This is a genomic window from Candidatus Pelagibacter sp. FZCC0015 (assembly GCF_007833635.1).
GTDB lineage: Bacteria > Pseudomonadota > Alphaproteobacteria > Pelagibacterales > Pelagibacteraceae > Pelagibacter.
In genome coordinates, this window is sequence record NZ_CP031125.1 from 775,277 (window position 1) to 793,695 (window position 18,419).

At 29.8% G+C, this 18,419-nt stretch carries 21 protein-coding genes; 5 read left to right on the top strand and 16 right to left on the bottom strand.

Annotated features, from left to right (window positions below; translation table 11 throughout):
- Positions 1-474 carry a tRNA (cytidine(34)-2'-O)-methyltransferase gene (locus tag DT059_RS04085; protein WP_145596991.1) on the bottom strand — a complete coding sequence of 158 codons (474 nt, stop codon included), beginning with the start codon at positions 472-474 and terminating at the stop codon, positions 1-3.
- A gap of 93 nt (positions 475-567) precedes the next feature.
- Here DT059_RS04085 and petA point away from each other — a divergent pair, with 93 nt between their 5' ends.
- Genes petA through DT059_RS04100 form a run of 3 tightly spaced genes read left to right on the top strand, consistent with a single transcriptional unit; the run spans position 568 to position 3,131 of the window.
- The gene (gene petA, locus DT059_RS04090) at positions 568-1,077 is read left to right on the top strand and encodes a ubiquinol-cytochrome c reductase iron-sulfur subunit (protein ID WP_072090790.1); all 510 of its coding nucleotides are present in this window, start codon (positions 568-570) and stop codon (positions 1,075-1,077) included.
- Positions 1,078-1,088: 11 nt separating this feature from the next.
- Complete coding sequence (locus DT059_RS04095) at positions 1,089-2,351, top strand: cytochrome b (RefSeq protein WP_072090789.1); 1,263 nt, start codon at positions 1,089-1,091, stop codon at positions 2,349-2,351.
- Positions 2,352-3,131 carry a cytochrome c1 gene (locus tag DT059_RS04100; protein WP_145596993.1) on the top strand — a complete coding sequence of 260 codons (780 nt, stop codon included), beginning with the start codon at positions 2,352-2,354 and terminating at the stop codon, positions 3,129-3,131.
- On the opposite strand, the gene ychF is transcribed toward DT059_RS04100, so the two are convergent.
- The 7 genes from ychF to lgt are packed head-to-tail and all read right to left on the bottom strand — an operon-like array spanning position 3,108 to position 9,048.
- The gene (ychF, locus tag DT059_RS04105) at positions 3,108-4,181 is read right to left on the bottom strand and encodes a redox-regulated ATPase YchF (RefSeq protein WP_145596995.1); all 1,074 of its coding nucleotides are present in this window, start codon (positions 4,179-4,181) and stop codon (positions 3,108-3,110) included. The genes DT059_RS04100 and ychF overlap by 24 nt on opposite strands.
- Complete coding sequence (gene pth, locus DT059_RS04110) at positions 4,181-4,741, bottom strand: aminoacyl-tRNA hydrolase (protein WP_145596997.1); 561 nt, start codon at positions 4,739-4,741, stop codon at positions 4,181-4,183. Before pth ends, ychF begins: the two co-directional genes overlap by 1 nt.
- Positions 4,742-4,782: 41 nt before the next feature.
- Complete coding sequence (locus tag DT059_RS04115; protein ID WP_145597000.1) at positions 4,783-5,496, bottom strand: 50S ribosomal protein L25/general stress protein Ctc; 714 nt, start codon at positions 5,494-5,496, stop codon at positions 4,783-4,785.
- Between the two features lie 45 nt (positions 5,497-5,541).
- Positions 5,542-6,474 carry a ribose-phosphate pyrophosphokinase gene (locus DT059_RS04120; RefSeq protein ID WP_145597002.1) on the bottom strand — a complete coding sequence of 311 codons (933 nt, stop codon included), beginning with the start codon at positions 6,472-6,474 and terminating at the stop codon, positions 5,542-5,544.
- 9 nt (positions 6,475-6,483) lie between these two features.
- Positions 6,484-7,242: a peptidoglycan editing factor PgeF gene (pgeF, locus tag DT059_RS04125; RefSeq protein ID WP_145597004.1), complete on the bottom strand. Its 759-nt coding sequence runs from the start codon at positions 7,240-7,242 to the stop codon at positions 6,484-6,486.
- The gene (locus DT059_RS04130; RefSeq protein WP_240704583.1) at positions 7,239-8,291 is read right to left on the bottom strand and encodes an SAM-dependent methyltransferase; all 1,053 of its coding nucleotides are present in this window, start codon (positions 8,289-8,291) and stop codon (positions 7,239-7,241) included. Before DT059_RS04130 ends, pgeF begins: the two co-directional genes overlap by 4 nt.
- Entirely contained in the window at positions 8,278-9,048 is a 771-nt protein-coding gene (gene lgt / locus DT059_RS04135) for a prolipoprotein diacylglyceryl transferase (protein ID WP_145597006.1), read from the bottom strand. Before lgt ends, DT059_RS04130 begins: the two co-directional genes overlap by 14 nt.
- Before the next feature lie 32 nt (positions 9,049-9,080).
- On the opposite strand from lgt, the gene DT059_RS04140 reads away from it, so the two are divergent.
- A complete protein-coding gene (locus DT059_RS04140; protein WP_145597008.1) occupies positions 9,081-9,332 on the top strand; it encodes a hypothetical protein in 252 nt (83 codons plus the stop codon).
- Here DT059_RS04140 and DT059_RS04145 read toward each other — a convergent pair.
- Genes DT059_RS04145 through DT059_RS04155 form a run of 3 tightly spaced genes read right to left on the bottom strand, consistent with a single transcriptional unit; the run spans position 9,310 to position 11,717 of the window.
- Positions 9,310-10,629, bottom strand: coding sequence for an ATP-binding protein (locus tag DT059_RS04145; protein WP_145597010.1), 1,320 nt, complete (start codon positions 10,627-10,629; stop codon positions 9,310-9,312). The two genes, DT059_RS04140 and DT059_RS04145, sit on opposite strands and share 23 nt — an antisense overlap.
- The gene (locus DT059_RS04150; RefSeq protein ID WP_075504719.1) at positions 10,610-11,287 is read right to left on the bottom strand and encodes a response regulator; all 678 of its coding nucleotides are present in this window, start codon (positions 11,285-11,287) and stop codon (positions 10,610-10,612) included. Before DT059_RS04150 ends, DT059_RS04145 begins: the two co-directional genes overlap by 20 nt.
- The gene (locus tag DT059_RS04155) at positions 11,280-11,717 is read right to left on the bottom strand and encodes a MarR family winged helix-turn-helix transcriptional regulator (protein WP_023854811.1); all 438 of its coding nucleotides are present in this window, start codon (positions 11,715-11,717) and stop codon (positions 11,280-11,282) included. Before DT059_RS04155 ends, DT059_RS04150 begins: the two co-directional genes overlap by 8 nt.
- A 73-nt stretch (positions 11,718-11,790) precedes the next feature.
- On the opposite strand from DT059_RS04155, the gene DT059_RS04160 reads away from it, so the two are divergent.
- Positions 11,791-12,672 carry a branched-chain amino acid aminotransferase gene (locus tag DT059_RS04160; protein WP_145597012.1) on the top strand — a complete coding sequence of 294 codons (882 nt, stop codon included), beginning with the start codon at positions 11,791-11,793 and terminating at the stop codon, positions 12,670-12,672.
- Here DT059_RS04160 and pgsA read toward each other — a convergent pair.
- From pgsA to uvrB, 5 genes are read right to left on the bottom strand one after another with little or no spacing between them, the layout of a single operon-like run.
- Positions 12,669-13,253 (bottom strand): CDP-diacylglycerol--glycerol-3-phosphate 3-phosphatidyltransferase, encoded by a 585-nt coding sequence (pgsA, locus tag DT059_RS04165; RefSeq protein WP_023854813.1) that lies wholly within the window; start codon positions 13,251-13,253, stop codon positions 12,669-12,671. The two genes, DT059_RS04160 and pgsA, sit on opposite strands and share 4 nt — an antisense overlap.
- A gap of 2 nt (positions 13,254-13,255) precedes the next feature.
- Complete coding sequence (uvrC, locus tag DT059_RS04170; RefSeq protein ID WP_145597014.1) at positions 13,256-15,091, bottom strand: excinuclease ABC subunit UvrC; 1,836 nt, start codon at positions 15,089-15,091, stop codon at positions 13,256-13,258.
- Positions 15,078-15,503: a dihydroneopterin aldolase gene (locus DT059_RS04175; protein ID WP_023854815.1), complete on the bottom strand. Its 426-nt coding sequence runs from the start codon at positions 15,501-15,503 to the stop codon at positions 15,078-15,080. The genes uvrC and DT059_RS04175 overlap by 14 nt, the downstream gene beginning before the upstream one ends.
- Positions 15,500-16,252 carry an SDR family oxidoreductase gene (locus tag DT059_RS04180; RefSeq protein WP_145597016.1) on the bottom strand — a complete coding sequence of 251 codons (753 nt, stop codon included), beginning with the start codon at positions 16,250-16,252 and terminating at the stop codon, positions 15,500-15,502. Before DT059_RS04180 ends, DT059_RS04175 begins: the two co-directional genes overlap by 4 nt.
- Positions 16,234-18,408: an excinuclease ABC subunit UvrB gene (uvrB, locus tag DT059_RS04185; RefSeq protein ID WP_145597018.1), complete on the bottom strand. Its 2,175-nt coding sequence runs from the start codon at positions 18,406-18,408 to the stop codon at positions 16,234-16,236. The genes DT059_RS04180 and uvrB overlap by 19 nt, the downstream gene beginning before the upstream one ends.
- Between the last annotated feature and the right edge of the window lie 11 nt (positions 18,409-18,419).

Genomic DNA, 18,419 nt, shown 5'->3' on the forward strand with positions numbered 1-18,419 from the left:
TTATATTAATTCAATTTGACGCAAACTTTCCGCCAAAACAATGGCAACAGACGATGAAATATTAAGAGATCTTACTTGATTATTCATGGGTATTTTTAAACGATTTTTAATAATCTTGTGAACCTTTTCGGGTACACCAGCACTTTCTCTTCCAAACAAAATAGTATCATCAGGCTTAAATTTAAATTTAGTATAATTTATTGAACCCTTAGTTGTCATCAATACGATTCTCTGTTTTTTCTTTGCTTCAAAAAATTTTTCCGAACTTTGATAAAACTCTATTTGACTATAGTCCATATAGTCCATAACCACTCTTTTAAAACGTTTGTCTGATAATAGAAAGCCACATGGTTCAATTATTTCTAATTTAGCACCCAAACAAGCACAGGTTCTTATGATTGCAGCAGTATTCTGAGGTATATCAGGCTCATATAAAGCTATTTTGGGTCCTAAAATTGTTGAATTCTGTGTCATTCTTTCAGTAGTAAAATAATTATTTTATATTATATGAATTCGTATATTAACTATTTTAAATCAAAAAGAGATAATAATAAAAGCTACTAAAAAGTGTCTGAAAAAAAAACAAAAAGAAGAGATTTTTTATTTACAGCTACCACAGCGGTAGGAGCTGTTGGTGCTGCTGCAGTGGTGTGGCCAATGATAGATCAAATGAATCCAGATGCTTCTGTTAAAGCATTAGCTAGCACAGAAGTTGATGTAAGTGCATTAACACCAGGAAACACACTAACTGTTTTGTGGAGAGGTAAACCAGTCTTTATAAGAAGAAGAACCCAAGAAGAAATTGATGAAGCAAGAAAAGTGAAGATGGAGGATTTAATTCATCCAGAGAAAGATGAGGATAGAGCTAAAAATCCAGAGTGGCTTGTAATGTTAGGGGTTTGCACACATTTAGGATGTGTACCTTTAAATGACAAAGGCGATTACAATGGATGGTTCTGCCCATGTCATGGATCCCACTATGATACATCTGGAAGAATAAGAAAAGGGCCAGCTCCATTAAATATGGAAATACCTAAATACGAATTCGTTAACGCTAATACAATTAAGATTGGATAAACTAAACACTAATGAGTGATCATGACTACAGACCAAAATCAAAAGTAGGACAATGGTTTAATGATCGATTACCACTTTTAACTCTTGCAAATCATTTAACAGATTATCCGACTCCTAAAAATTTAAACTATTGGTGGACATTTGGGGGAATTTTAACTTTTTGCTTAATCACTCAAATTATCACGGGATTAACTCTAGCAATGCATTACATCGCTCACGCCGATATGGCTTTTGAAAGTGTTGAGCACATCATGCGAGATGTTAACTATGGTTGGTTAATTAGATATATTCATGCAAATGGTGCATCTATGTTTTTCTTAGCAGTATACATTCATATTTTTAGATCATTGTTTTACGGTTCTTACAAAGCACCAAGAGAAATAATTTGGATAATTGGAATAATTATTTACTTACTAATGATGGCAGCTGCGTTCATGGGATATGTATTGCCTTGGGGACAAATGAGCTTCTGGGGAGCAACTGTAATTACAAATTTATTTAGTGCCATTCCTTTTGTTGGAGAGGGTATTGTTACCTGGTTATGGGGCGGATACTCAGTAGACAATCCAACTTTAACAAGATTTTTTACATTGCATTATCTTATTCCATTTTTAATTTTAGGATTAGTTGTTTTACATATCTGGGCTTTGCATGTTCCTGGAAATAATAATCCAGTTGGGATAGACATCAAAAAACCTTCAAAAGACACTGTGCCTTTCCATCCTTACATCGTAATCAAAGATGGTTTCGCTTTATTAATGTTTATGATTGTTTTTGCATTTTTTGTTTTTTATTCACCAAATATACTAGGTCATGCTGATAATTATATCGAGGCAAATCCAATGGTAACACCTGCACATATTGTACCTGAATGGTATCTATTGCCTTTCTATGCAATTTTAAGATCTGTACCAGATAAATTGCTAGGTGTTGTGGCAATGTTATCTGCAATATTAATTCTAGCTGTATTACCTTGGTTAGATACTTCGAAAATTAGATCTGCAGTATTCAGACCTTTGTATAAACAGTTTTACTGGATACTAGTTGCTGATGTTCTAATTCTTGGTTATGTAGGCGCAATGCCAGCTGAAGGACTTTATTTGTTAATTGCAAGAGTTGCTACGGCATATTACTTTTTACATTTTTTAGTTATTCTTCCTGTTTTAGGATTTAAAGAAAAAACTTTACCGGTACCTTTGAGTATAACGGAACCAGTTCTTGGTGGTTCGCCCAATTTAGCAACAGCGAGGAAAAAAGAAAGTAAGATAGAATAAGTGAAAAAATTACTTAAAATATTTTCAGTATTATTATTAATTTGTTTGTCAAATACCTTCTCTTTTGCTGCTGAAAAAGTTGATTACTTAAAAACAGATTGGAGTTTTAAAGGGCTTTTTGGAAAATTTGATAGAGCTTCTCTTCAAAGAGGATATCAAGTTTACACTGAAGTTTGTGCCTCATGTCACTCAATGAAATACTTAAGTTACAGAAATTTAGCTGAAAAAGGTGGACCAGAATTTCCAGAAGATCAAGTTAAGGCTATTGCAGCTTCATTTGAGGTAATGGATGGACCTAATGCAGACGGTGAAATGTTTGCTAGACCAGGTAAATTATCTGACAAATTTGTAATGCCGTATGACAATGTAAAAGCTGCTCAAGCCGCAAATGGTGGTGCATACCCTCCAGACATGTCTGTTTTGGTTAAAGCTAGAGGTGGTGGTGTTGATTACATATATTCTTTATTACAAGGCTATGAAGAAGCTCCTAGTGGAATGACTTTGGATGATGGTGTTCATTATAATAAGTATATGTATGGAAATAAAATAAGAATGGCTGCTCCACTTTCAGATGGATTAGTCGAGTACGGTGATGGAACTACTGCTACTGTTGAACAAATGTCAAAAGATGTAACAACATTTTTAATGTGGGCTGCTGAACCTCATCTAGAAGCTAGACATCAGATGGGCTTTAAAGCAATTATATACTTAATTATTTTGACAATTCTTGTTTACTTCAGCATGAAAAAGATATGGTCACGTGTTGAATCTGAAGTTTAGTACGTCTCCATCTTTCACAATATAATCTTTACCTTCTAATCTCATTTTTCCATTAGCTTTAGAATTTACCCATCCATCATTAGCAACAAAATCTTCATAAGATATAGTTTCAGCTCTAATGAAACCTTTTTCAAAATCTGTATGAATTTCTCCTGCAGCCTTAGGAGCAGTACAGTTTTTTTGTATTGTCCAAGCCCGTGTTTCTTCAGGTCCAGAAGTAAAATACGTATCAAGTTCTAATATTTTATAGCCCTTTTGAATTAACATACTCAGACCTGTGTCTTTTAAACCAATCATATCCATATAATTTTTTTTTTCATCTTCTGCTAATTCATTTATTTGGTTTTCTATGTCTGCGGAAACAATCAGGGTGTTATCTTTTCCAAATTTTTCGATGAAGTCTTTAGTATATTTATTTCCATCCTGCACGCTTTGCTCATCTACATTACAAACAAAGATCTTTGGTTTTATTGATAAAAGACCACTTTGATTAAGTTGTTTTGTATCAAATTGAGAATTTAATATTGATATATTTTTATCATTATTAATGCAGTCTAATGCAATCTCTAAAATCTTAAGCTGATCTTCGTCTACATTTTTCTTATTATTTTTTTCAAGTCTTTTTTGGATAGATTCTAGGTCAGCTAACATCATTTCGGTTTCAATGATCTCAAGATCTCTTATAGGGTCAACGTCTGGATTAACGTTTTGAATATCGTCTGAGTCAAAGCATCTAATCATATGAATAACTGCATCAACTTCTCTTATGTGAGACAAAAATTTATTGCCTAGTCCTTCACCTTTAGATGCACCTTTAACAAGACCAGCTATATCCACAAATGAAATAGTTGTGTTTATTGTTTTTTTTGATTTTGAAACTTCTGATAATTTGTTCAATCTTTCATCTGGAACGGGGACTACTCCCACATTGGGATCTATCGTACAAAATGGAAAATTTGCAGCTTGAGCCTTACTTGAGTTTGTAAGAGCATTGAAGAGCGTAGATTTACCCACATTAGGCAAACCAACAATTCCACATTTAAAACTCATTATTTATTGTTTACTGTACTGGAGAATAAATCTAATTTTTTTTCAATAAGTGTTGAAATAGACTCTGTGATGTTTTTTGTTATTTTTTCTAATTCTAGCATCTCATCTTCGTCAAAATTTTGAAGAACAAAATCACTTATTTCCATTTTATCTTTTGGTTTTCCAATTCCTATTCGTACTCTTGAATAATCTTTGCCAATAAATTTATCTATTGATGCAATTCCGTTATGTCCTGCATCAGATCCACCAATTTTTGCTTTTATTTTTCCAAATTCTACATCTAGATCGTCATGAAAAACGATAACATCCTCAGCATCTATTTTAAAATATTCAATTAATTCTCTAATACAAATTCCAGAATTATTCATAAAGGTTAAAGGTTTAATAGCGTAAACTTTTTGGTCTCCTACATTACCAGTTGTAAGAAGTCCTTTGAATTTTGGTTTTTGTTTTGAAAGTCCAAATTTTTTATTTATTGCATCTATAATTTTGAAACCAATATTGTGCCTATTGTTTTCACTGTCTGGGGTTGGATTGCCTAGTCCTACAAGTAGAAGCATAAAATATTAATATTGGAGGATGAAGTTCAAATTTAATTAACTTATTTTTTTTCTTCAGCAGGTTTCTTATCTTCACCTTCTTTTTTATCAACATCAGCTGCCGGCTTATCTCCACCCTCAGCTGCCGTCGCTTCTGCTCCTTCAGCACCTTCTCCTTCAGCAGCTTCAGCTTCAGCAGGTTTTTCAGGTTCTTTCATAACAGTCGGAGCTGCTAGGGTTGCAATTACGAAATCTCTTCCTTGAATGGTAGGAGTAACCTCACTGTCAAGATTTATAGAAGAGATCTTAAAACTCTCTCCAATATCAACTCCATCAAGATCTATTACAAGATTTTCAGGAATTTTTTCGCTTGGACATTTTAGCTCAACTTTTCTTCTTACGATGTTTAAAACTCCACCTCTTTTCAAACCAGGAGATTTTTCATGATTTAAAAATTTTACTGGAACTTCAATTCTAACTTTTATTCCTGCGACTATTCTTAGAAAGTCTACATGAATTGGTTCATCTGAAATAATGTCATATTTTATTTCTCTTGGTAGAACTTTTTGAGTTTTACCATCAACATTTAAAGTTATGATGCTTGATAAAAAGTTTTCTTTTTCAATTAGTGATTTAAGTATCTTTTTAGATATTGAAATTTTCTCGTTTTGAGCCTCTCCACCATAAATTATTGCAGGCACATTACCGTTATCCCTAAGCGAATTAAGCTCACCTTTAGTTTTTGTATCTCTGATGTTGGCATCTAATGAATTCATAAAAACAAGGGTTTTTAGCTCAAGTTCCTTAATAACTCAAGGTATTTATTTGAATAAATCTGATACTGAGGTTGAATTAGATATTCTTTTAATTGCTTCTCCCATAAGCCCTGAAATTGACAGAACCTCAATGTTTTTAACACCTTTAGTTCTACTCATGTTATCGATTGTATCAGTTATCACTAAATTCTTAATTACAGAATTTTTAATTTTTTTTACCGCTTCACCACTAAGTACACCATGGGTTATATAAACATAAACTTCTTTAGCGCCTCTATCTTTAAGAGCTTTAGCTGCATTTACTATTGTTCCACCTGAATCGATTATATCATCAACAATTATACAAGTTTTACCTTTGACATCTCCAATTACATTCATGACTTGAGACTGACCTGGTTTTGGTCTTCTTTTATCTACAATTGCTAATCCAACATTTATTAATTTTCCAAGCGCTCTTGCTCTTTCAGTTCCACCCACATCTGGAGCAACACAAATTAAGTTTTTACTTTTTATCTTTTTTTTTACATGCCTTGCAAAAATAGGTGTTGCAAACAAGTTATCCACTGGGATATCAAAAAAACCTTGAATTTGACCTGCATGCAAATCAACAGTAACTACCCTGTCTGCACCCGCTTTTGTAATTAAGTTTGATACTAATTTTGCAGAAATTGAAGTTCTTGGTACTACTTTTCTGTCCTGTCTAGCATAGCCAAAATATGGAATTACTGCAGTTATATTTTTTGCAGAAGATCTTTTTAGTGCATCAATACACAACAAAAGTTCCATCAAATTATCATTAGCAGGTGAAGATACAGATTGAATTATAAAAATACTGTTTCCTCTTATATTTTCATTAATTTCAACATAGATTTCACCATCTGAAAACTTTCTAATACTAGAGTTAACCAATTTAGATTTTAGATATTTTGCAATATTCTTGCTTAATGGTTTGTTGCTATTTCCGGATAATAATTTCATTAAAAGACCCTAATTAAGCATAATTATTGAAATATTTCTACCATAATCATCATGATTTAGTCTTAACGCTCTTCTCGCACTAAAAAAATTATTTTTAACATTAAATGTATCAATATTTAGAGACTCAATATTTTTTATTTTATTCTTTAAAAGACATGATTTTACATATTTAGGCAAATCAAAATAAAGCTTTTTGTACTTAATTTTAAAAAAATTATTATTTTTTTTATCCTTTTTAATAAATTTTCTTTTAAAATCTTCTTTGACCTCATAATTTTTAGCTGAGATAGCAGGTCCAATAGCTGCAGTAATATTTTTAGGATCAGATCCTTTTTTGATCATAAATTGGATTACTTTGCTAATTATATCTTTGTATGCACCTTTCCATCCTGCATGAATTGCTGCAACTAATTTTATTCTTTCATCACAGATTAAAATCGGCACACAGTCAGCAGTTAAAACACCAATTGGTATGTTTTTTTGGTTTGTAATTACTGCGTCTGCTTTTGGTTTTGATCTAAATTTATTTTTTTTATTAATATAAACAAACTTATTACTATGTATTTGATGAAGTAAAAAAATACTTTTAGCGGTGCTTTTTATTTTTTTTTTAACTATTTGTAAATTTTTTTTAACATCTGAGGGATTATCTTTAGAACCAGGACCACAGTTTAAACTTTTATAAATTTTTTTTGATTTACCACCAGTTTTATTAAAAAAACCATGTTTAATTATTTTTATTTTCGAAAGTTTTTTTGATTTTATCAATTTTGAAAACCTGTCTTAAAATTGTTTCTCCTATTTTTTACAAGCATGACTTTGAACAATTCACCCATTTGATTTTCATCTATTAAACGTCTTACTCGGTAAAATAAATCTGCTTTTTTAGAAAATGCCATATTTTTGCTGATTATTTCTGCTCTTTGAAGAATACCCATATTTGTCAAAAATTTTTTTTGATTTGTAAAAATTGAATTAACTTCTTTAAACTGATTAATAAATTTTTCAAAGGAACGAAAGTTTATATTGTAAGTAATATCAGAGTCTCCAATATTTTCTAAAACGTTAGAATATTTGTGATTATTTACTGCCTGAAGAGTTTCATACATTTTGCTATCTGCATAACCATAATCAATAACTAACATTCCTCCATCATTTTTTTGTATTAAGTCACAAATTATTCTTAAATATTTAAATGTATCTGGCGAATATTCTATAACGCTCTGATCCTTTGATATTTCGAAATTAAGATCTTTTTCAATTGTTTCTATATCAATTTTTTCTTCTTTAAATTCAGCTTTGTTTGGATCACGCAAATTCACAAATCTTTCAAACCAGCAATCTTTTTTTTTAAAAAATTGTTTGATCGGTATGGCGTCAAAAAATTCATTAGCTAAAAAAATTGTTGGGTTTGAGTTTATTTTTTCAATGTTTTTTAACCATAAAAATTTTTTAGAATTTAAATTTTTTTTTTGTTCACTTAATAAAAAATCACTTTTTTCATGAATTACAAAACTGCAAGCATTGTAACACTCGGGAAAATTTATAAGTGTCTCATCTATAACTTTCATCATTTCACCATTTCCAGCTCCCAGTTCTAGCAAATTAAATTTTTTTGGAGAGCCAATGCTTTTCCAAAAAGTAATCGTCCAAATTGCAATAATCTCCGAAAATAATCTTGTGACATTGGGAGCAGTAATAAAGTCTCCATCTTCACCAAAAGGATTTTTTTTCATATAAAAACCTTTGTCCTTATCGTAAAGAGCAAAATTTATAAATTGATCTAATGGTAAATTATTTTTTTTAGCGAGTTTCATATTTTAAATAAAATAAGATTACTCCTGATATTATAAATATTAAACTTACTACTTGCCCCATCGTTAAGTTTAAAAGTATATAACCAAGTTGTTCATCTGGTACTCTGTAAAATTCAATAATAAATCTGAAAATTGAGTAAATTATTAAAAATAATCCTGAAATAACACCAGGTTTGTTTGAAAATTTATTTTTAAAATAAATTAATAATAAAAATAAAAATAAACCCTCTAATAGTGCTTCATATAATTGCGATGGATGCCTAGGAAAATTATCTACCTGAACAAATGTTACTGCCCAGGGTACATTAGTTATAGTTCCATACAACTCTGAATTTATAAAGTTTGCTATTCGTCCAAAAAATAATCCGACTGGAGCTACTAAAGCAACAATATCTAAATATAAGAATGGGTTTTGATTATTTTTTCTAGCGAAAAATATAGATGCGAAAATAACTCCAATTAACCCACCATGGAAGGACATTCCTCCTTGCCAAATTTTAAATATATCTAATGGATTATTTATATAAAAACTTAAATTATAAATTAAAATATAACCAAGTCTTCCCCCTAAAATTATACCTATAATTAAATAAGTTAAATAATCATCAAATTTATTTTTAACTTCTATGTCTTGGATAAATAATTTTTTAGCGAGAATCCAGCCTAATATAATTCCAAATATATAAGCTAAAGAATACCACCTGATTTCTAAAGAAAATATTTCTAAGGCTACTGGGTCAAAATTATTAATGAACATTTTTAATAATACTTATAAAGTATATCTTAAATATGAAAAATTCTAAATTTATAATTGATAAGTTTGCTAAATTAATAGAGCAGGGACTAGTATCTTCAAAAGACTTAACTACTGAATTATTTAATATCTTAAAATCTAAAAGAGATGAGTTTGTTTTTAAAATGAAACTTACAAGTAAAGATGAATTTGAAGTACTCTCAAAACGTGTTGAGAATCTTGAAAATAAAATAAATAAACTTAAGAAAAAAAAAAGTAAAAAAGTTAAACAGGCAAGAAAACCTTAACCCTTAAACCATTCATTTTTGATTTTTCCAACATTATATTTCCTCCATGAGATTTGATAATGTCCGATGAAATTGATAAACCAAGACCAACACTTGATTTTGAGTCTGCTCGACCCTTATCTATTTTATAGAAGGGTTTAAATACATTTTCATACTCATTTTTTGGTATTCCAGGACCATCATCATCAATAATAATGAATAAGTTAGTATTTTTTTTACTTAAGCTAATTTCAACTTTATTCGCATATTTCAGTGAATTATCAATTAGATTATTTAGACATCTATTAATTAAATTTTTCCTGCCATTAAAGTAAATTCTTGGTGTTAAGTTTTGTGAAATGTTTTCATTATTATATTTTTCAATAACTTCTGAAATTAATTCAGATAGATTAAACATTTCATCTTTTTCAACATATGATGAGCTGGTAAATTGTAAATATTCATTTAACATTTTCTCCATTTCATTGATGTCTTCAGTCAATTTATTAACAGTTTCTTTATCTTTTATGAAAGCTAATTGTAGTTTCATCCTTGTTAAAGGTGTTCTTAAGTCATGACTTATTCCAGATAACATTTCTGTTCTTTGATTTATGTGTCTTTCAATTCTCTTTCTCATTTTATCAAATTCATGTCCTGCTTGTCTTATTTCAAGGGCTCCAGAAGGTTTGAACTCTTCAATATTTTCTCCTTTACCAAACCTTTCAGCCGCGCGAGCTAGGTTTGTGATTGGTCTAGTTTGATTTTTTAAAAATATTAGAGAAATGATCACCATTATAATTGCAGGTACTGTGATCCAAAGTGCAAATATTCTTGCTGAAGAACTTGCAACCCTATCTTTGGGCACTAAAAATTTAAAATAACCATCTTTGTATTTAATTCTTAAATCAATTAATTCTTTATAACTTGTTGTATCAAACCAGTATTCATTTAATCCAAATTTAGATTTTAGTTCTCTTCTTAAAGTTCTATCTATAGGACTAAACCATCTTTCAGTATCTGTATTTTGTAATTTTTCGTTATTGGTAAACTCAATATTTAAATCTAAAAATATGGAAAAAAGATCTAGCAACTCTTGTTTATTTTCTTGCTCACTTCCATAGCCTTCAATAAATGTACTAATTTCATTTACCAAGGTTCTTGTCATACCTTTGTTTGTTTTGATCCAAAGGCTATCAAAAAAAACAATTGTAATTACTAGTTGCAAAACCAAAACTGGAATAGCAACTATAAGAAGTGCTCTATAAAATAATCTTTTTGGTAATATTTTTTTAAAGTAATCACTCAATCCAGAGAACATATCCCGCACCTCTTATTGTTTGCAAAAATTTTGGATTTTTTGGATCAATTTCAATTTTTTTTCTAAGCCGAGTAATAATAACATCTATTGATCTCTCTTTATCTAAATTGATTAATTGACCAATATCTTCCCTAGAAAATGTTTTGCCTGGGTTATTAATCATTTTTTCTAAAATAGTTTTTTCCGTTGCATTAATCTTAAATTCTTTATCACTTTTAAATATTAAAAGTTTATTCAAATCAATTTTTACATTTGCAAATTCTATCACCCTTTTCTGATCTGTTTTGATAGTTTTATTTAATATGTTCTGTATTCTTAGAATTAATTCTTTTGGTTCAAATGGTTTCGGTAAATAATCATCAGCACCAATCTCTAAGCCTTCAACTCTTTCACTTGCTTCACCTTTGGCAGTGAGAAGTATAACTGGTGTATCTAATTTTTTTTTATTCTCTTTTAAAAATTCAAGCCCACTTTTACCAGGCATCATGATATCCAAAACTATTAAATCAAACTTAATTATTTTTATTTTCTCTGATGCATTTTCTGCATTTTCAGCAGTAGTGACTAAAAATTTATTTTCATTTAAATACTTTTTTACAAGAGATCTAATTCCATCATCATCATCAACCACTAGTATATGTGCAATAAACTTATCCATTAATTATTTTACTTAGTACATTATCAAAATTAATAACCTCTTCAGAACTTGAATTTAATAAAGCATTATAAATTCTCTTTTTTTGTAAATTGAAAATTTCATTAAAAATTTTTTTACCTTTATCATTAAGAAAAACATGCTTTACTCTAGTATCTTGGTCATCTTTTTTAAAAATGACGATTTCAAGTTTAATCAAATCTTTGAGAACACGATTTAAGCTTTGTTTTGTTACTTTTAATCTCTTAAGCAGCTCAGAAATTGAGATCCCTTCATACATTGACAGTAAATGAATTACTTTATGGTGTGCTAAACCAATTGAATATCTATCTAATATTTTTTTAGAGTCAGAAAAGGTTTCTCTATAGCTTACGAATAGTTTTTCAATTAGATCTTTAAGTTGGTCATCTTTTAAATATAAAAGTTCTTTCATAATAGGTAAGTTATATTGACATATTAAAGATACAAAGATATTTTTCATTTATAAATTAAAAAAATTTTCACACATGATACCTTACGATAAGCGATCTGGAAAAATATGGTACAACAACGAATTAGTTGATTGGGCTGACGTTAAACTACATGTTTTAAGCCATGGTATGCACTACGCTAGTTGTGTATTTGAGGGTGAGAGAGTTTATGATGGTTCAATTTTCAAATTAGAAGAGCACACAGCTAGATTTTTTCATTCTGCAAGAAGAATGGGTTTTGAAATTCCATATACAGAAGAAGAAATCAATAATGCATCCAATAAAATTATAGCAACCCAAAAAGTAGAAAATGGTTATGTAAGACCTGTTGCTTGGAGAGGTAGTGAGATGATGGCTATTTCTGCGCAACAAACAAAAATACATGTTGCGATTGCAACATGGGAATGGGGATCATATTTTGATCCTAAACTTAAAGTAGAAGGAATAAGATTAAATATTTCAAATTGGAGAAGACCAGCACCTAATACAATACCGTGGGATACAAAGGCGTCAGGTCTTTACATGATTTGTACACTCTCAAAACATGAGGCAGAAAAGCAAGGATATACAGATTCTTTAATGCTTGATCATGAAGGGAATATTGCTGAAGCAACTGGAGCAAATATTTTTTTCAAAGATAAAAATGGAGAAATTCACACTCCAATACCAGATTCTTTTTTAGATGGTATTACAAGAAGAACAGTAATTGGAATTGCAAAATCAAAAAATATAAAAGTACATGAGAGAAAAATTAGTCCAACTGAATTACCTAATTTTGTTGGATGTTTTTTAACAGGAACAGCAGCAGAGGTAACACCAGTTTCTTGTATTGCTGAAAATCAATTTAAAGTTTGTGATATTATTATTGATTTGAATGAAAGTTATCAGGCATTAGTTAGGAAGAAAAAAGCAGCCTAATCTTTACTGTCTTCAGACATAGCATGATCAATACCTTTTCGCATATAATCATATGCAGTAAAAAGTGTTAAAGCAGCCGATAACCACAAAAGAATTATACCTATAGTTTGAGCATTATAATCTTGGAAATTAATTATTTTATTTCCAGTATCTCCAGACAATAAAAGAGCAATTGATACCATTTGTAATACTGTTTTAAGTTTAGCAAGGTTTGAAACAGGAAGTTTTATTTTTCCCTTTGCTAAAAATTCTCTCAAACCTGAAATTAAAATTTCTCTTGTAAGAATTATTATTGCTGCAATTACTTCATAATTTCTGATTGTCCCATCCATAACCAAAAGTATTAATGCTGTAGCAACAATGATTTTATCAGCTATAGGATCTAATAATTCACCCAGTTTTGACTCTACTCCAAACATTCTAGCCAACATACCATCCAAGAAGTCTGTAAATGATGCAATAATAAATAATATTAAAGCAGTAAGATCACCATAAAATCCTGGAAGATAAAAAGCTAAAACAAAAAAAGGAACAATTATTATTCGCCCTATCGTTAATATGTTTGGAATTTTTTTTAGCATAATTATTCGTGGAAAAAGTTATATATCTTTTTTGCTACTTTTTCTTCAACACCTTCTACAGATTTTATTTCATCTAAGCTAGCAGACTCAACTGATCTTGCAGATCCAAAATGGTTCAATAAAGCTCTTTTTCTTATAGTCCCAATCCCCTCTATTTGATCTAACAGAGATTTGCTTATACCTTTTTTTCTCTTTGCTCTATGAGCGCTTATAGCAAATCTATGTGATTCATCTCTTATTCTTTGAAGAAAAAATAGAGTAGGGTCATTTCTAGTGAATTTATATTCTTTGCCATTGTGAAAAAAAGTTTCATTTCCACTATTTCTAAATTTACCTTTTGCTATTGCAATAATTGGAATGTCGTGAAGTCCTAATTCATTAAGGCTCTCTCTAGCGACTGAATATTGACCTTTCCCCCCATCTACTAGAACCAAATCAGGAAAAGTAAGGTAATTATCTTTTTCTTGAACTGCTCTTTTGAACCTTCTATTTAATACCTCTCTCATCATTCCATAGTCGTCTTGCTCATTTTTTTTATGCTTAATATTAAATTTTCTATATCTTTTTTTGATAAATCCTTCATCGCCGTAGGCTATTAAAGCGCCAACACTATTTGTGCCTTGAATATGACTATTATCATAAACCTCGATTAAGTTTATATTGGTTTCTAAATTAAATTTTTTAGCCACTGCATCAAACAATTCTTTATTGTTCTGACTTTCATAAAGTTTTCTATTTAGACTATCCTTTGCGTTTTTAATTGCTTGATTAATTACTTTTAGTTTTGATCCTTTTTTCGCAACTGAAATATTTATTTGTTTACCTTCTTTTTGTGTCAGTGTTTTTTCAATTAGTACTTTTTCCTTTATTTCTTCTGAAAGGATAACTGATGAAGGAACACTTTTATTTTCATAAAATTGAGAAACAAATGAATTAAGGATTTCACTAAACTTTTCATCTGGATCGTGTTTTGGGAAAAAAGCTTGATTGCCCCAATTTTGTTTTGATCTATAAAAAAATACTTGAATACAAGTTTTTCCAGATTCTTTATATCCAGCAATAACATCTGCCTCAACTAAGTTTGCTTCATTAATTCTCTGTGAAGATTGAATTATGTTTAATGCTTTAATTCTATCTCTTAAAATTACAGCTTTTTCAAAATCAAGATCCTCACTTGCCTTTTCCATTTGGTTAGAAAGATTTTTTTGAATTTTCCTAGATTTGCCTGAAACAAATTCAATAGCATCTTCTACTGTTTGATTGTATTCCTCTTTTTTTACATATCCTACACAAGGTCCAGAACATCTTTTTATTTGATATAAAATACAAGGTCTTTCTCTGTTTTTGAAAACGGTGTCATCACAAACTCTTAAATGAAAAATTTTTTGTATCATTTTAATTGTCCAATTAGCTGAACCAGCAGAGGCAAAAGGTCCAAAGTAAAAACCTTCTTTTGTTTTTTTTCCTCTATGTCTTTTTATTTGAGGCCATTTATCTTTATTACCAATAAATATAAATGGAAATGACTTATCATCACGTAAAAGGATATTAAATTTTGGTTTATGTTTTTTAATTAAATTTGCTTCTAGTAGTAAAGCTTCACTTTCATTAGATGTTGTTGTTATCTCTAATTTTCTTGTTTGAGACAACATTCGTTCAGTTCTAATTATATGATTTTTTTCTGAAACATAACTCTTTAATCTATTTGGTAAATTTTTTGCTTTACCCACATAAAGAATTTCATTCTTTTCATTAAGCATTCTGTATACGCCTGGAAGTTTTGGGACTAGAGGTAGCTCTTTTTTAATTACTTCTTTTCCTATTTCAGAGCTTATCATGGCTTCTCTTTTTGGTAATTTGAATACCAACAGATGAACACTGTTTTAAAATTTCTAATTTTTCAATTTTCAACATTATTTTAGCAATCCTTTTGTCTTTAAATAATTCGTCAAAAACAGCTTCTGCTAAAGTTTCTAGGAAATTATAATGTTTCTTTTTTACAAGTTTCGTAATTAATTTTACTATAGTTCCATAATTAACAATGGATTTGATATCTTTATCGCTTGAAGGTTTTTTGTCTTCATAGTCTATTTCAAGACTAAATTTAACTTTTTGTGGTTTTTCTTTTTCAAAATCGTAATAACCAAGTTTTAAATCCAAGATTAATTCGTTAATTAGGATTTTTTTCTCATAATTAAATAAGCTTTTATTTTTATCTATTTTAACAATTTTTAAATTGTTCTTTTTCATTCTTTACCCATTACATCTGGTGTTTGCCAGTTAAGATTTTGACCACTATCAATAGCCAAAACTTGACCAGTAATAGATATATTTTTAATAAAAAAGTCAACAGCATTACATATTTGTTCCACATCAACTTGTCTTTTAAGAGGTGTTGCTAAATATTGCTTTTTGAAATGTTTTTCAGACTGTCTTTGATTTTTTATAGTGGGTCCAGGTGCAATTGCGTTTACTCTTATATTTGGAGCTAAACTCATAGCGCTAGTTTTTGTTAAAGTATACAAACCAGTTTTGCTAAGAGTGTATGAAAAAAAGTAAGGAGTTAATTTGAACACTCTTTGATCAATAATATTTATAATATTATTATTTTTGCCTTTAACATTTTTAGCAAATTCTTTCGTCAATAGTGCAGGCGCTCTTAAATTGGTTCTTAAATGCTTACTCCAACTATCCAATGAAAAATTTTCCAATTTATCATTTTCAAATAAGGAGGCATTGTTAACAAGACAATCAAAATTTTTTAGTTTTGATTTTGCAAATTTAATTATTTTTTTTATATCAGTTTCTTTGCTTAAATCACCTTTAACTAAGTATACTTTTGTGCCTTTACTAGATAACTCTTTTTTTAATTTTTCTGCTTTTAATTTTGATTTATTATAATGGATTAAGATTTCAATATTTGGACCAGATAACTTTCTTGCAATTGCAGCACCCATTCGAGTAGCTCCACCAGTAATAATTATTTTCCGTGCTTCCATTTCTTATCTCTTTTTTTTGTAACTTTAGTTCCTGGCATACCCATAGTTGATCTACCTTTTGGATAAAGCTTATTTTTTACGTCATACTGCCTTATTTTTGGATTTAATGTAATTTCTAATTCAGTGCTTTCTAATTTTCTTATCTCATCTCGTATTTTAGCAGCTTCTTCAAACTCTAAATTAGATGCTGACTCTTTCATTTTTTTATCTAGGGCTTTAAGGTGTTTTTTAAGATTTCCTCCGACATTAGACCCTTCGCTTACTTTAACGTAGTCTTTTTCATAAACACTTTCTAGAATGTCACTGATTTCTTTTTTTACCGATTTTGCATCTATCTTGTGTTTCTTATTGTAAGCTAACTGAATTTTTCTTCTTCGATCAGTTTCTGCAATTGCTTTTTTTATACTTTTCGTCTCCTTGTCTGCATATAAAACTACTTTACCATCAACATTTCTAGCTGCTCTTCCTATAGTTTGAATTAAAGATGTTTCAGATCTTAAAAAACCTTCTTTATCAGCATCTAAAATTCCAACTAAAGCACATTCAGGAATATCTAATCCCTCCCTTAATAAGTTAATTCCAACTAAAACATCAAATACACCCATTCTTAGATCTCTCATGATTTCAATTCTTTCTAATGTATCAATATCTGAGTGGAGGTACCTTACCTTTATACCGTTCTCATGAAGATATTCCGTTAAATCTTCAGCCATTTTTTTAGTGAGTGTTGTTACTAATACTCTATGATTATTTTCTATAACTCTTTTACATTCATGCATTAAATCATCCACTTGATTTTTTGCAGGTCTTATTTCTACAGGAGGATCAATTAATCCTGTTGGTCTAATTACCTGGTCTATAAACTGACCTTTTGTTTGTTCTAGTTCCCATGGCCCAGGAGTTGCGGAAACAAATACAGTTTGAGTTCTCATTAAATCCCATTCTTCAAATTTTAATGGTCTATTATCCATACACGAAGGAAGTCTGAATCCGTATTCTGCTAAAGTGCTTTTTCTTGATCTATCACCTTTATACATTCCATTAAGCTGAGGTACTGTAACGTGACACTCATCTACAAATATTAAAGTGTTATCTGGAAAGTATTCAAAAAGAGTGGGAGGAGGCTCTCCTGGTTTTCTTCCTGACAAAAACCTTGAATAGTTTTCAATACCAGCACAAGAACCTGTGGCTTCAATCATTTCAAGATCAAATTTAGTTCTTTCTTCTAATCTCTGTGCTTCTAATAATTTATTTTCAGCACGATGTTTCTTTAAAGTTACTTCTAATTCTTTTTTTATATTAATTACTGCTTGTTCGATTGTAGGCTTAGGAGTGATGTAGTGACTATTTGCATAAACTTTTACTAAACTTAATTCTCTTACTTTATCACCAGTTAACGGATCAAACTCTTCTATCTGTTCTAATTTATCTCCAAATAGACAAAGTCTCCAAGCTCTATCTTCTAAATGTGAAGGAAATATTTCTAAATATTCTCCTCTTGCTCTAAATGTTCCTCTATAAAAATTTTGATCATTTCTTTTATATTGTAGAGCAACTAGAGATTTGATTATTTCTTCTCTGTTGTAGTCATAATTTTTTTGAAGAGTTAGCGTCATTTTACTGTACGCTTCAACTGAACCTAATCCATAGATACATGAAACACTTGCTACAATTAAAACATCATCTCTTTCTAAAAGAGATCTAGTTGCTGAGTGCCTCATTCTATCAATTTGTTCATTTATAGAGGCTTCTTTCTCTATATATGTGTCTGATCTCGGCACATAAGCCTCTGGAGTGTAATAGTCATAATATGAAACGAAATATTCAACAGCATTGTCTGGAAAAAAGGTTTTCATTTCCCCATAAAGTTGAGCAGCAAGAGTTTTGTTTGGAGCTAAAATCAAGGCAGGTCTATTAGTAGCTTCAATTACTTTAGCCATTGTAAAAGTTTTTCCAGATCCCGTTACACCAAGCAAAACTTGATTAAATTGATCTTTGTTAGCACCATTTACTAATTTTTTAATCGCTTCAGGCTGATCACCAGCAGGTTTAAAATCAGATTTAATTTTGAATTTTTTTCCACCCTCTAGTTTTTCACCAATTTTAGGATTTTTACTCTGAATATCTGTAATTAAATCTTGATAAGTATTTTCCATATATTAAACAA